Origin of the sequence: Pseudomonas sp. TAE6080, from assembly GCF_018732265.1 — a bacterium.
In the GTDB taxonomy this organism is placed as follows: domain Bacteria; phylum Pseudomonadota; class Gammaproteobacteria; order Pseudomonadales; family Pseudomonadaceae; genus Aquipseudomonas; species Aquipseudomonas brenneri.
Map to the genome: position 1 here is coordinate 14446 of NZ_JAHIDY010000003.1, position 13357 is coordinate 27802.

Below are 13357 nucleotides of genomic sequence, written 5' to 3' on the forward strand. Positions count from 1 at the left end.
GAAAATATGAACTCCTCCATCGCCGCCCTGCCCGTCACCACCCTGTCCAGCGCCAATGAAGCGCTGACCCAGCGCTTGCCCAGCGCCCTTGAGCTCAAGCACCAGTTGCCCCTGAGCCCGTTCCTGACCGAGCAAGTCAATGCTCATCGCCAGGCTATCCGTGCAATCCTCAATGGCGAAGACAGCCGGTTGCTGGTCATCGTCGGACCCTGCTCGATCCATGATCCCGAATCCGCCATGGAATACGCGCGCAATCTGAAGAAACTGGCCAATGACGTCAGTGACCAGATGTTGCTGGTGATCCGCGCCTACGTCGAAAAACCGCGCACCACCATTGGCTGGAAAGGCCTGGCCTACGACCCGCACCTGGATGGCAGCGATGACATGGCCGCTGGCCTCAGCCTGTCCCGGGAATTGATGCGCGAAATGCTGCGCCTGGGCTTGCCGGTCGCCACCGAGCTGCTGCAACCGATGGCCGCCGGCTACTTCGAAGACGTGCTCAGCTGGGTCGCCATCGGCGCGCGCACCACCGAATCGCAGATCCATCGGGAAATGGCCAGTGGCCTGGGCATGCCTGTCGGCTTCAAGAACGGCACCGATGGCGGCGTGGCCATCGCCTGCGACGCCATGCGCTCCGCAGCCCACCCGCACCGCCACTTCGGCGTCGACAGCCAGGGGCATCCGGCGATCATCCAGACCCCGGGCAACGCTGACACCCACCTGGTGTTGCGTGGCGGCCACCGTGGTCCGAACTACGACCGCCAGAGCGTGGCCCAGGTCAAGACCGACCTGGCCAAAAGCAAAGTGGCCACGAGGATCATGGTCGATTGCAGCCATGCCAACAGCGGCAAAGACCCAATGCGCCAGCCTGCAGTCTTCAATGATGTGCTGGAGCAACGCCTGCAAGGCGACACCTCGCTGATCGGCATGATGCTGGAAAGTCACCTGTTCGAAGGCTGCCAGCCGCTCAGCCCGTCGATGCGCTACGGGGTTTCGGTGACCGACGGTTGCCTGGGCTGGGACGGCACCGAGCAGTTGTTGCGTGAAGCGGCACAACGCCTGCGCGACCACGCCTGAGCTACCGCTATCGCCGGCAAGCCGGCGATGGCTTTACATCAGGTACCGACGCAAGTCAGTGGAACTTTGCCGGGAAATAACCGCCTGAATCCGGTAGGCTCACCTTTTTTATTCAAGGAGTTACCCACCATGGCCAAAGCCACCGCCCGCCACATCCTGGTTGCCACCGAAGACAAGTGCAACGAACTCAAGGCCCAAATCGAAGGCGGCGCTGATTTCGCAGAAATCGCCAAAGCCAACTCCAGCTGCCCATCGAGCCGTGATGGCGGCAACCTGGGTTCGTTCGGCCCAGGCCAGATGGTCAAGGAATTCGACACTGTCGTATTCAGCGCCCCGGTCAACACCGTGCAAGGTCCGGTGAAAACCCAGTTCGGTTACCACCTGCTGGAAGTGACCAGCCGCCAGGACTGATCAGCGTCTTAGCAAACCACAACGGCCCGCCTTTTGGTGGGCCGTTGTGTTTGTGCCCCGGCGGGGTGACTGGCGACCCGCGCGCGGTTAGGGTACAAGTCCCCTTCCTTCTTCACCCGGCGCTCAAGGCTGATAATGCGACTGGACTTCCTCACGTTAGTTGGCTCTACCCTGGCCCTGCTGCTGGCGAGCACGGCATCGCTCGCGGCCCCTCAACACGCACTGACCGTCTACGGCGAACCCGCCAAGTACCCTGCCGGCTTCAGCCACTTCGATTATGTAAACCCCGAGGCGCCCAAGGGTGGCAGCCTGAAGCGTTCGGCCCTTGAGGTCGGTCGTTTTGACCATGTGCTGCCCTATATCGACAAAGGCATCGGCGTCAGCCAAGTGGACGGTTGGGTGTACTCGCCCCTGGCCTACCGCTCGCTGGATGAGCCCTACACCGTCTACGGCCTGGTGGCGCAAAAAATGGAACGCGCCGAGGACGGCTTGTTCCTGCGGTTTTTCCTCAACCCCAAGGCGCGGTTTGCCGACGGCAAGCCCATCACCGCCGAAGACGTACGCTACAGTTTCAACCTGCTGATGACCCAGGGCAGCCTGCGCTTTCGCACGCTGTTCGCCGACGTCAAGCACGTCGAAGTGGAAGGTCCCCTGCAAGTGCGCTTTGACTTTTCCAGCAATGAAAACCGTACCCTGCCCCTGGATGTCGCAACCCTGCCGGTGTTTCCCGAGCATTGGTGGAAAAGTCGCGACTTTGCCAACGGCGGCGGTTATGAAGCCCCTCTGGGCAGCGGCCCGTACAAGGTCAGCAAGATCAACTCCGGCAGCACCATCACCTTCCAGCGCGACCCGGACTGGTGGGGCAAGGACTTGCCCGTCAACCGCGGCCTGTACAACTTCGACCACCTGAGCCTGGAGTACTTCGGCGATACCGAAGTCGCCCGCCAGGTCCTGCGTGGCGGCGCCTACGACTTCAACCGTGAGTTTTCCGCCACCGGCTACTCCATCGGCTACAACGGCCCGGCCCTGGATGATGGCCGCCTGCAACGCGCACACCTGGCCAAGGACGCGCCGCAATCGTCCCAGGGCTACGTGTTCAACCTGCAAAAACCGATGTTCCAGGACCGCCGCGTACGCCAGGCCCTGGCCATGCTCTGGGATTTCGAGTGGGCCAACCGGCAGATGATGCGCAACCTGTACATCCGCCAGCAAAGCTACTTTTCCAACAGCCCGCTGGCCGCGACGCAACTGCCCGACGCCCAGGAGCTGGCGATTCTCGAACCCTTGCGCGGGCAAATCCCCGACGAAGTCTTCACCCAGGTATTCAAGGCGCCAACCACCGACGGCAGCGGGATGATCCGCGACAAGCAGTTGCAAGCCCTGGCCCTGCTGGAAGAAGCAGGCTGGACGCCCAAGGGCGACAAACTGGTGAATGCCGCCGGCGAGCCGCTGGAGTTCACTTTTCTCAATGTGCAAAACGGCCTTGAACGCCTGCTGTTGCCTTATAAGCGCAACCTGGCGCAGATCGGCATCACCCTGAACATCCGGCGTATCGACTCCTCGCAGTACGTCAACCGGCTGATGAGTCGCGACTACGACATGATCGTCAGCGGCTTTCCCGTCACCACCTCCCCGGGTCTTGAGTTGTACAACTACTTCGGCTCAGCCGCCGCGTTCGACCGAGGCGCCAACAACTACTTCGTCCTGCAGAACCCGGCGGTCGACACCCTGGTCACCGGCCTGGTACGCGCCACCACCCAGGCGCAGATGCTCAGCTACGCCCATGCCCTGGACCGGGTGCTGCAATGGAATTACTACTGGATCCCCAATTACTACCCGCCCGGGACCTCGGCCGCCTGGTGGAACCGCTTCGGACGCCCAGCCATCGCAGCCAGCAACGACGAAGCGCTGGAGTCATGGTGGGAAGTCAGCCCGACACCCTTGACCAATGAACAGATGAAAGCCGAGCTGGACAAGACCCGAGGTACGCACTGATGTTTGCCTATATCGTGCGGCGCCTGCTGCTGATCATTCCGACGCTGGTGATTATCCTGCTGGTCAACTTCGTCATCGTCCAGGCCGCGCCCGGCGGGCCGGTGGAACAGGCCATCGCCCACCTGCAAGGCATCGGCGGCGCAAGCGTCGGTGGCGCGTCCGGCGACGGGGTCAGTAGCGGCTCGCGGGCCAGCCGCGGCCTTGACCCGAAACTGATCAAGGACATCGAAAAACAATACGGCTTCGACAAGCCAGCCCACGAACGCCTGTGGCTAATGCTCAAGAGCTATGCCCAACTGGATTTCGGCAACAGCTTCTTTCGCGGCGCGACGGTGACCGACCTGATCCTGGAAAAACTGCCGGTGACCCTGTCCCTCGGCCTCTGGGCAACGCTGATCACCTACCTGGTGTCGATCCCCCTGGGGATTCGCAAGGCGGTGCGCCATGGCAGCAGTTTTGATGTATGGAGCAGCACCGCCATCGTCATCGGCTACGCCATGCCGGCGTTCCTGTTTGCGATGTTCCTGATCGTGGTCTTCGCCGGCGGCACCACGCTGAACTGGTTCCCGGTGCGTGGCCTGGTGTCGGAGAACTTCGAGCAACTGAGCACCGTCGGCAAGATCGCCGATTACTTCTGGCACCTGGTGTTGCCCGTCACATCCCTGGTGATCGGCGGGTTCGCCACCTTGACCATTCTCACCAAAAACTCGTTCCTCAATGAAATCACCCGCCAGTACGTGGTTACGGCGCGCGCCAAGGGCCTGAGCGAACGGCGCGTGCTCTACGGCCATGTATTTCGCAACGCCATGCTGCTGGTGATTTCCGGCATCCCCCAGGCGTTTATCAGTGTGTTTTTTGCCGGATCCCTGCTGATCGAGGTGATTTTCTCCCTCGACGGCCTCGGCCGCATGAGTTACGAAGCCGCCGTGTCGCGGGACTATCCAGTGGTCTTCGGCTCGCTGTTTATCTTCACCCTGTTCGGCCTCTTGATAAAACTGATCGGCGACCTCTGCTACACCCTGGTAGACCCGCGTATCGACTTCGCCGCGAGGAACGCCTGATGCTCAATCTGTCTCCCGTGGCCCGTCGGCGCTTCGAACGTTTCAAGCAAAACCGCCGGGGCTGGTGGTCGCTGTGGCTGTTTATCGGCCTGTTCATCCTGACCCTGGGCGGCGAGTTGATCGCCAACGACAAGCCGCTGGTACTCAGTTACCAGGACGAACTGTACTTCCCGGTGTTCAAGCGCTACACCGAACAACAGTTCGGCGGCCAGTTGCCGTTCCAGGCCGACTATCGCAGCGACTATGTGCAGCAACTGATCAAGAAGGACGGCGGCTGGATGCTGTTCCCGCCAATCCCGTTCAGCGACGACACGCCCAACTACGAGTTGACCCGCCCTGCCCCCAGCCCGCCTTCAGCGGTGAACTGGCTGGGCACCGACGATCAGTCCCGGGATGTGCTGGCGCGGGTGATCTTCGGCGCGCGAGTGTCGATCCTGTTCGCCCTGGCCCTGACCGTCATCAGCGCCACCATCGGCATTGCCGCCGGCGCCTTGCAGGGCTACTACGGCGGCTGGGTCGACCTGCTCGGCCAGCGCATCCTGGAGGTCTGGTCGGGGCTTCCGGTCCTGTACTTGCTGATCATCCTCTCGGGGTTTGTCGAGCCCAACTTCTGGTGGCTGCTGGGAATCATGGCATTGTTTTCCTGGCTGGCCCTGGTGGATGTGGTGCGCGCCGAGTTCCTGCGCGGGCGTAACCTGGAATATGTGAAAGCCGCACGCGCCCTGGGCCTGGGTGACGGCAAGATCATCCGCCGGCATATCCTGCCGAACGCGATGACGGCCACCTTGAGCTACCTGCCCTTTATCCTGACCGGGGCGATTTCCACCCTCAGCGCCCTGGATTTCCTCGGCTTCGGCATGCCCGCAGGCAGCGCGTCCCTCGGTGAGCTGATCGCCCAAGGCAAGCAGAACCTGCAAGCGCCATGGCTGGGATTGACGGCGTTTTTCACCCTGGCACTGATTCTGTCGCTGCTGGTATTTATCGGCGAGGCGTTGCGCGATGCCTTCGACCCACGTTCATGAGTGAATCCGTATGAGCGACAACCTGATCGAGATCCGCAACCTGTGCGTCGCCTTCAGCGGCCAGACCGTGGTGCGCAACCTGTGCCTGGATGTTCGCCCCGGCGAGTGCCTGGCGCTAGTGGGTGAGTCTGGCTCCGGCAAGTCGGTGACCGCCCATTCGATCCTGCAACTGCTGCCCCAGGCCGGCACCACGACCACAGGCTCGGTGCGTTATCGTGGCCAGGAACTGATCGGCGCCGGCCCCAGCACCCTGCAAAAACTGCGCGGCAACCGGATTGCGATGATCTTCCAGGAGCCGATGACCTCCCTCAACCCCTTGCACAGCATCGAAAAGCAGATCGGCGAAACCCTGCTGCTGCACAAGGGGCTGGGCGGCAAGGCGGCGCAGGCACGCATCCTTGAACTGCTGGAGCTGGTGGGCATCCAAAAGCCCCGGGAGCGCCTCAAGTCCTACCCCCATCAGTTGTCGGGCGGCCAACGCCAACGGGTGATGATTGCAATGGCCCTGGCCTGCGAGCCGGAACTGCTGATCGCCGACGAACCGACCACCGCGCTGGACGTCACCGTGCAGCGCAAGATCCTGCTGCTGCTCAAATCCTTGCAGCAGCGCCTGGGCATGTCGCTGTTGCTGATCAGCCACGACCTCAACCTGGTGCGCAGCATTGCCCAGCGCGTGTGCGTGATGCAGGCCGGGGAAATTGTCGAGCAGGCCGACTGCCAAACCCTGTTCAATGCCCCGCAACATCCCTACAGCCGCCTGCTGCTGGACGCCGAGCCGGTCGGCACGGCACTGTGCCAGGACACGCGCGAAAACGTCTTGCAGGTCGACGGTTTGAGTGTGCGCTTCCCCATCGGTGGCGGGCTGTTTCGCCCCAAGCAATACCTGCAGGCGGTGGACGGCATCAGCCTGGACCTGCAACGGGGCAAGACCTTGGGGATCGTCGGCGAGTCCGGCTCCGGCAAGTCGACCCTGGGCCAGGCGATCCTGCGCTTGCTCGACTCCAGCGGCAGCATCCGCTTCCAGGGTGAAGCCCTCGACAGCCTCAACCAGAAGCAGATGCGCCCTTGGCGCAAACAGATGCAGGTGGTGTTCCAGGACCCATTCGGCAGCCTCAGCCCACGTATGTCGGTGCAACAGATCATCAGCGAAGGCCTGGAAGTGCATGCGCCGTGCAGCCTCAAGGAACGTGACGCGCAAGTGATCAAGGTGCTCGAAGACGTCGGCCTCGATCCCGCCAGCCGCCATCGCTACCCCCATGAGTTCTCCGGTGGCCAGCGCCAACGCATCGCCATCGCCCGCGCGCTGGTGCTGCGCCCGGCGCTGATGCTGCTGGACGAACCGACCTCGGCGCTGGACCGCACTGTACAAAAACAAGTGGTGACGCTGCTGCGCGAACTGCAGGAAAAGTACGGCCTGACCTACCTGTTCATCAGCCATGACCTGGCCGTGGTGCGCGCCATGGCCCACGATATGATCGTGATCAAGGATGGCCAGGTGGTCGAGCGCGGCCCGAGCCAGGCGCTGTTCGACTCACCGCAACACCCCTACACCCAAGAACTGCTCGCAGCCACACAACTGCCCTTGTAGGAGCGAGCTTGCTCGCGAAGATCGTTAACGATAACGCGAAAAGCCTGCCACCCCGAGGCGTTCTCTGGTTTTTCGCGAGCAAGCTCGCTCCTACAAGGGGCGGTGTGATCCTATTAACCTTTGTATTGGCGGCGCCTGCATGAACACCACCGAAAGCCTCAAGGACTACCAGCACGTTCGCGGCCTGGCGATCCAGTCCCTGTTCGAGATCATCGAGCAGTCCAGTGAAGGCACGGTGATTGTCGACCGCGATGCCAATATCGTGTGGATGAACGAGCGCTATGCCAAGCGTTTCGGCCTGAAAAGCGCCGACCAGGCCATCGGCCAGCCGTGCGAGCAGGTCATTTCCAACAGCCTGCTGCGCCAGGTGGTGCGCAGTGACCAGCCGATCCTGCTGGATATCCAGGACACACCGAAAGGCCCACTGGTGGTGATGCGCCTGCCGATCCACGACGATGCCGGCAAGGTGATCGGCGCCATCGGCTTTGCCCTGTTCGATGAACTGCGCAACCTTTCGCCGATGATCGAACGCTACCTGAGCATGCAACAGGAGCTGGCCTCGACCCGCTCGCTGCTGCGTTCACGCCAAAGCAAATACAACTTCGCACACTTTATCGGCACCAGCGCCGCCAGCCTGGAAGTCAAGCGCCGGGCGCGGCGTAGCGCGAGTGCCGAGTCACCGGTGTTGCTGCTGGGCGAGACCGGCACCGGCAAGGAACTGCTGGCCCAGGCCATCCACGGCGCCTCCCCTCGCGCCAACAAAGCCTTTGTCAGCATCAACAGCGCGGCCATTCCCCATGACCTGCTGGAAGCCGAATTTTTCGGCACCGCGCCCGGCGCGTTCACCGGCGCCGACCGCAAGGGCCGCCCCGGCAAATTGCAGATCGCCCAGGGCGGCACATTGTTCCTCGATGAAATCGGCGATATGCCACTGCCCCTGCAAAGCAAACTGCTGCGGGTGTTGCAGGAGAAAGAATTCGAACCGGTGGGCTCCAACGAGATGATCCACAGCGACGTGCGGGTAATCGCCGCGACGTCCACCGACCTGGAAGCGGCGATCAAGCGCGGCGAGTTTCGCGCCGACTTGTATTACCGCCTCAACGTGTTGCCGATCCAGGTCCCGCCCCTGCGCGAACGCCTGGATGATATTCCGGCGTTGAGTGAAGCGATCCTTGAAGAACTGCGCAGCCAGCATGAACTGGACCGCGAAGCCCTGGCGCTACTGGCCCAGCATGCCTGGCCGGGGAACATCCGCGAATTGCGCAACGTGCTGGAGCGGGCCGCCTTGCTCAGTGATGACCTGATACTGGATGCGCGGGAAATTCGTGCGGCGATTGGTACGTTCAGCCCGGTGCAACGCGATGCCGTGGCACCGGTTGACGTCGAAACCTTCAGCGTGGCGCGGGAGCGGTTTGACCGGCAGTTGATTGCTGCGGCGTTGAACCAGTGCAGTGGCAATGTGATCGAGGCGGCCAAACGGTTGGGGCTGGGGCGGTCGACGCTGTACAAGAAGATGGTGGCGTTGGGCATCGAACAGTCTCAATAAAGAGATCCAACTCTCAAAACAAAGACACGCCAAATGTGGGAGCGGGCTTGCTCGCGAAAGCGGTGGTTCAGCAATGAATCGGTTGACTGACACACTGCTTTCGCGAGCAAGCCCGCTCCCACATTTGCTCTTCATTTGTCTTTAAATAGAGACAAGATTTGAAAGCCGGCTACACAAGTTTATAAATATCTATATATATCAACAAGTTATGAAATTGGCACAATTCCCGCTATAGCCCCTTCCTACAGCTTCACCCCACAACAATAACAATCCGATGGAGACACACCATGAGTGTGATCATTGCCCTGGCGGCGCTCGCGCTGCTGATGCTGGCTGCCTACCGTGGCTATAGCGTCATCCTGTTTGCCCCCATCGCCGCCCTTGGCGCGGTACTGCTCACCGACCCCTCCGCTGTCGCCCCTGCCTTTACCGGGGTGTTCATGGAGAAAATGGTCGGCTTTATCAAACTCTACTTCCCGGTGTTCCTGCTCGGCGCGGTGTTCGGCAAGCTGATCGAGCTGTCGGGCTTTTCACGCTCGATCGTGGCAGCAGCCATTCGCTTGCTCGGCACCCGCCAGGCGATGCTGGTGATCGTGCTGGTCTGCGCCCTGCTGACCTACGGCGGCGTGTCGCTGTTCGTGGTGGTGTTTGCGGTGTACCCGTTTGCCGCCGAGATGTTCCGCCAGAGCAATATCCCCAAGCGCCTGATCCCCGCGACCATCGCCCTGGGCGCGTTCTCATTCACCATGGACGCCCTGCCCGGCACCCCACAGATCCAGAACATCATCCCCAGCACTTTCTTCAACACCACTGCCTGGGCCGCACCCTGGCTGGGTCTGATCGGCACGATCTTTGTGTTCTGTGCCGGCATGCTGTATCTGGCACGCCAACGCAACAAGGCCCAGCGTGCCGGTGAAGGCTATGGCACCGAGTTGCGCAACGAGCCGGAAACCGCCGAAGACCTGAGCCTGCCCAACCCGTGGATTGCCTTGTCGCCACTGATTCTGGTGGGGGTGATGAACCTGCTGTTCACCCACTGGATCCCGCAATGGTATGGCAAGACCCACAGCCTCGCGTTGCCAGGCATGAGCGCGCCGGTGACCACCGAAATCGCCAAGCTCACCGCCATCTGGGCGGTGCAGGCCGCCTTGCTGGTGGGGATCATCATGGTCCTGGTGTTCGGCTTTTCGGCGATCAAGAGCAAGCTGGCCGAAGGCAGTAAAAGTGCGGTCAGCGGCGCACTGCTGGCGGCGATGAACACCGCTTCGGAATACGGTTTCGGCGCAGTCATTGCCTCGCTGCCGGGCTTTTTGGTGCTGGCGGACTGGCTCAAAGGCATCCCCAACCCGCTGGTCAACGAAGCGATTACTGTGACCCTGCTGGCCGGCATCACCGGCTCTGCTTCGGGCGGCATGAGCATTGCCCTGGCGGCCATGTCCGAGAGCTTTATTTCGGCGGCCCATGCAGCCAATATCCCCCTGGAAGTGCTGCACCGGGTTGCGGCCATGGCCAGCGGCGGCATGGACACCCTGCCGCACAACGGCGCGGTCATCACGCTGCTGGCGGTCACTGGGCTGACGCACCGCGAGGCCTACAAGGATATTTTCGGCATCACGATCATCAAGACCCTCGCGGTGTTCGTGGTGATCGGTACTTTCTACGCCACCGGCATTGTGTGAGGTTTTCATGACGACATTGAATGGCAAGACCGCCCTGGTCACCGGTTCCACCAGCGGCATCGGCCTGGGCATTGCCCTGAGCCTGGCCAAGGCCGGCGCCAACCTGATCCTCAACGGTTTCGGCGATGCCAGCGCGGTGATTGCCCAGGTGCAAGCCTTTGGCGGCAAGGTCGGCCACCACCCGGCCGATGTCAGCGACCCGGCGCAGATCGCCGAGATGGTCGCCTACGCCGAGCAAGAGTTCGGCGGTATCGATATCCTGGTCAACAACGCCGGCATCCAGCATGTAGCGGCAGTGGAAGACTTTCCGGTGGAGCGCTGGGACTCGATCATCGCCATCAACCTTTCATCGGTGTTCCACAGCACCCGCCTGAGCCTGCCGGGCATGAAGGCCAAGGGTTGGGGGCGGATCGTCAATATCGCCTCGGTGCATGGCCAGGTCGGCTCGGTGGGCAAGGCTGCCTATGTGGCGGCCAAGCATGGGGTGATCGGCCTGACCAAGGTCGTGGGCCTGGAGACCGCCACCAGCAATGTGACGTGCAACGCCATTTGCCCGGGTTGGGTGCTGACGCCGCTGGTGCAGAAGCAGATCGATGATCGCATCGCGGCCGGCGTTGACCCGCAGCAGGCCCAGCATGATCTGCTGGCTGAAAAACAGCCGTCGCTGGAATTCGTGACCCCGCCGCAATTGGGCGAGTTGGTGCTATTTCTGTGCAGCGAAGCCGGGAGCCAGGTGCGTGGCGCGGCGTGGAATATCGATGGTGGGTGGCTGGCCCAATAACCCCATCCTCAGCACAACGCCGATCCAAATGTGGGAGCGGGCTTGCTCGCGAAAGCAGTGTGTCAGTCAACCTATTCATTACTGAACCACCGCTTTCGCGAGCAAGCCCGCTCCCACCTTAGGATCTTTGCAGTGTCAAACATCTGCGACAAGAACAAGAGACGTGCTTATGTCCGACATCCTCTGGCAACCCAGCCCGGAACGCATCCACCACACCCGGATGGACCAGTTCCGACGCTTTATCAATGATCGCCACGCCTTGCAGATCAACGATTACCCAGCCCTGCACCAATGGAGCATCGACCAGCGCCCGGACTTCTGGGCGGCGATTGTCGAGTTCTTTGACGTGCAGTTCCGTACGCCGCCCGCCGCCGTGCTGGTGGAAGGCACGCAAATGCCCAGCGCCCAGTGGTTTCCCGGCGCCACCCTGAACTTTGCCGAACACCTGCTTCGGCGTCGCGATGACCACCCCGCCGTGGTCGCGATCAGCGAAGACGGCCAGCGCGAACAACTGACCTATGCCGAACTGGCCGCGCACGTCGCCGGCCTGCAACGCAGCCTGCAAGCGGCTGGAGTGGGCCTGGGCGATCGCGTCGCAGCGTGCATGCCCAACACCTGGCAAACCCTGGTGGGCATGCTGGCGACCACCAGCCTCGGCGCGATCTGGTCCTGTTCCTCGCCAGACTTCGGCACCCAAGGGGTGATCGACCGCTTCGGCCAGATCGAACCCAAGGTACTGATCACCTGTGCCGGTTATCGCTACGCCGGCAAGTTGATCGACCAGAGCGCCAAGCTCAACGAAATCCTCGAACGCCTGCCCTCCCTGCAACAACTGATCATCGTGCCCTACGCCCGGCCCGAGGCGCGTGTCGACGATTACCAGACCCAGGCCAACATCAGCCTGTGGGACGACTTTTACAGCGCAGGCGGCGAACCGCAGTTTGTCGCCGTGCCCTTCGACCACCCGCTCTATATCCTCTACTCCAGCGGCACCACTGGCGTGCCCAAGTGCATCATCCACGGCACCGGCGGCGTGCTGCTGACCCACCTCAAGGAACACGGCCTGCACGCCGACCTGTCGCGCGACGATTGCCTGTTCTACTACACCACCTGCGGCTGGATGATGTGGAACTGGCTGGTCTCGGTATTGGCTATCGGCGCCACGGTGGTGCTGTATGACGGCTCGCCCTTTCATCCCGGCCCCGAACGGCTGATCGACCTGATCGACCAGGAACGCATCAGCGTGTTCGGCACCAGCCCGAAATTTCTCGCGACCCTGGAAAAATCCGGCCTGCAACCGCGCGCAAGCCATGACCTGGGCAGCCTCAAGGGCCTGATCTCCACTGGCTCGCCGCTCTCGCCACAGAGCTACGACTACGTGTACCGCGAGATCAAACACGAGCTGTGCCTGTCGTCGATGTCCGGGGGGACCGATATCGTCTCCTGCTTTGTCATCGGCAACCCGGTGCTGCCGGTACGCCGCGGTGAGATGCAGTGCAAGAGCCTGGCGATGGCCATCGAGGTCTGGGACGACCAGGGCCTGCCTCTGGTTGGCGAAAAAGGCGAGCTGGTGTGTATCCGGCACTTCCCGGCCATGCCCATCGGCCTGTGGAATGACCCGCAAGGGGAAAAACTGCGGGCCTCGTATTTCAGCCAGTTCCCCGGCGTCTGGGCCCAGGGCGACTATGCCGAACAACGTCCCAATGGCAGCCTGCTGATCCATGGGCGTTCAGATGCGGTGCTCAACCCTGGCGGGGTGCGCATCGGCACGGCGGAGATTTACCGCCAGGTGGAAAAAGTCCCGCAGGTCATGGAAAGCCTCGCCATTGGCCAACGCTGGCAGGACGATGTGCGCGTGGTGCTGTTTGTACGCCTCAATGACGGCGAACACCTGGACGCCGCCCTTGAGCAGCAGATCCGCGAGGTGATCCGCGCCAACACCACACCGCGTCACGTACCGGCGAAGATCCTCAGCGTGACCGATATTCCGCGCACCATCAGCGGCAAGATCGTCGAGCTGGCCGTGCGTAATGTGGTGCATGGCGAGCCGGTGAAAAACACCGATGCCCTGGCCAACCCCCAAGCCCTGGAGCAATTTCGCAACCGCCCTGAACTGGCATAAATGATGAAAGGTTTCAGCTATAACGCACTCATTTGAAGAAAAACCCCTCAAGCATGCTATTTTTCGAGGGGTTTT

10 protein-coding genes are annotated in these 13357 nt (G+C 61.9%); all 10 read left to right on the top strand.

The genetic code is table 11. The features are described from left to right. Nucleotides 1-6: 6 nt before the first annotated feature. The 10 genes from KL786_RS03655 to KL786_RS03700 all read left to right on the top strand — a co-directional run bounded on the left by KL786_RS03655 (nucleotide 7) and on the right by KL786_RS03700 (nucleotide 13282). Nucleotides 7-1077: a 3-deoxy-7-phosphoheptulonate synthase gene (locus KL786_RS03655; RefSeq protein ID WP_032861428.1), complete on the top strand. Its 1071-nt coding sequence runs from the start codon at nucleotides 7-9 to the stop codon at nucleotides 1075-1077. A 129-nt stretch (nucleotides 1078-1206) separates the two neighbouring features. Then, entirely contained in the window at nucleotides 1207-1488 is a 282-nt protein-coding gene (locus tag KL786_RS03660) for a peptidylprolyl isomerase (protein WP_032861429.1), read from the top strand. 135 nt (nucleotides 1489-1623) lie between these two features. After that, nucleotides 1624-3483 (top strand): extracellular solute-binding protein, encoded by a 1860-nt coding sequence (locus KL786_RS03665; RefSeq protein ID WP_215516780.1) that lies wholly within the window; start codon nucleotides 1624-1626, stop codon nucleotides 3481-3483. Then, entirely contained in the window at nucleotides 3483-4544 is a 1062-nt protein-coding gene (locus KL786_RS03670) for a microcin C ABC transporter permease YejB (RefSeq protein ID WP_032861431.1), read from the top strand. Before KL786_RS03665 ends, KL786_RS03670 begins: the two co-directional genes overlap by 1 nt. Continuing rightward, nucleotides 4544-5566 carry an ABC transporter permease gene (locus KL786_RS03675; RefSeq protein WP_032861432.1) on the top strand — a complete coding sequence of 341 codons (1023 nt, stop codon included), beginning with the start codon at nucleotides 4544-4546 and terminating at the stop codon, nucleotides 5564-5566. The genes KL786_RS03670 and KL786_RS03675 overlap by 1 nt, the downstream gene beginning before the upstream one ends. 10 nt (nucleotides 5567-5576) lie before the next feature. Beyond that, entirely contained in the window at nucleotides 5577-7154 is a 1578-nt protein-coding gene (locus tag KL786_RS03680) for an ABC transporter ATP-binding protein (RefSeq protein ID WP_215516781.1), read from the top strand. Nucleotides 7155-7293: 139 nt separating this feature from the next. Continuing rightward, nucleotides 7294-8700, top strand: a complete 1407-nt coding sequence (locus tag KL786_RS03685) for a sigma-54 interaction domain-containing protein (protein ID WP_215516782.1) — start codon at nucleotides 7294-7296, stop codon at nucleotides 8698-8700. Nucleotides 8701-8987: 287 nt separating this feature from the next. Further along, a complete protein-coding gene (locus tag KL786_RS03690; RefSeq protein WP_032861435.1) occupies nucleotides 8988-10379 on the top strand; it encodes a GntP family permease in 1392 nt (463 codons plus the stop codon). A gap of 7 nt (nucleotides 10380-10386) precedes the next feature. Continuing rightward, nucleotides 10387-11160: a 3-hydroxybutyrate dehydrogenase gene (locus tag KL786_RS03695; protein WP_032861436.1), complete on the top strand. Its 774-nt coding sequence runs from the start codon at nucleotides 10387-10389 to the stop codon at nucleotides 11158-11160. Nucleotides 11161-11329: 169 nt separating this feature from the next. Continuing rightward, on the top strand, nucleotides 11330-13282 hold the full coding sequence (locus KL786_RS03700; RefSeq protein WP_215516783.1) for an acetoacetate--CoA ligase: 1953 nt from the start codon (nucleotides 11330-11332) through the stop codon (nucleotides 13280-13282). The last annotated feature ends 75 nt before the right edge of the window (nucleotides 13283-13357 follow it).

Excerpts from the sequence above, each read along its gene's own strand:
- KL786_RS03675 (WP_032861432.1), top strand. The coding sequence starts at position 4,544 with ATGCTCAATCTGTCTCCCGTGGCCCGTCGGCGCTTCGAACGTTTCAAG.
- KL786_RS03660 (WP_032861429.1), top strand. The coding sequence starts at position 1,207 with ATGGCCAAAGCCACCGCCCGCCACATCCTGGTTGCCACCGAAGACAAG.
- KL786_RS03655 (WP_032861428.1), top strand. The coding sequence starts at position 7 with ATGAACTCCTCCATCGCCGCCCTGCCCGTCACCACCCTGTCCAGCGCC.
- KL786_RS03680 (WP_215516781.1), top strand. The coding sequence starts at position 5,577 with ATGAGCGACAACCTGATCGAGATCCGCAACCTGTGCGTCGCCTTCAGC.
- KL786_RS03700 (WP_215516783.1), top strand. The coding sequence starts at position 11,330 with ATGTCCGACATCCTCTGGCAACCCAGCCCGGAACGCATCCACCACACC.
- KL786_RS03685 (WP_215516782.1), top strand. The coding sequence starts at position 7,294 with ATGAACACCACCGAAAGCCTCAAGGACTACCAGCACGTTCGCGGCCTG.
- KL786_RS03690 (WP_032861435.1), top strand. The coding sequence starts at position 8,988 with ATGAGTGTGATCATTGCCCTGGCGGCGCTCGCGCTGCTGATGCTGGCT.
- KL786_RS03665 (WP_215516780.1), top strand. The coding sequence starts at position 1,624 with ATGCGACTGGACTTCCTCACGTTAGTTGGCTCTACCCTGGCCCTGCTG.
- KL786_RS03695 (WP_032861436.1), top strand. The coding sequence starts at position 10,387 with ATGACGACATTGAATGGCAAGACCGCCCTGGTCACCGGTTCCACCAGC.
- KL786_RS03670 (WP_032861431.1), top strand. The coding sequence starts at position 3,483 with ATGTTTGCCTATATCGTGCGGCGCCTGCTGCTGATCATTCCGACGCTG.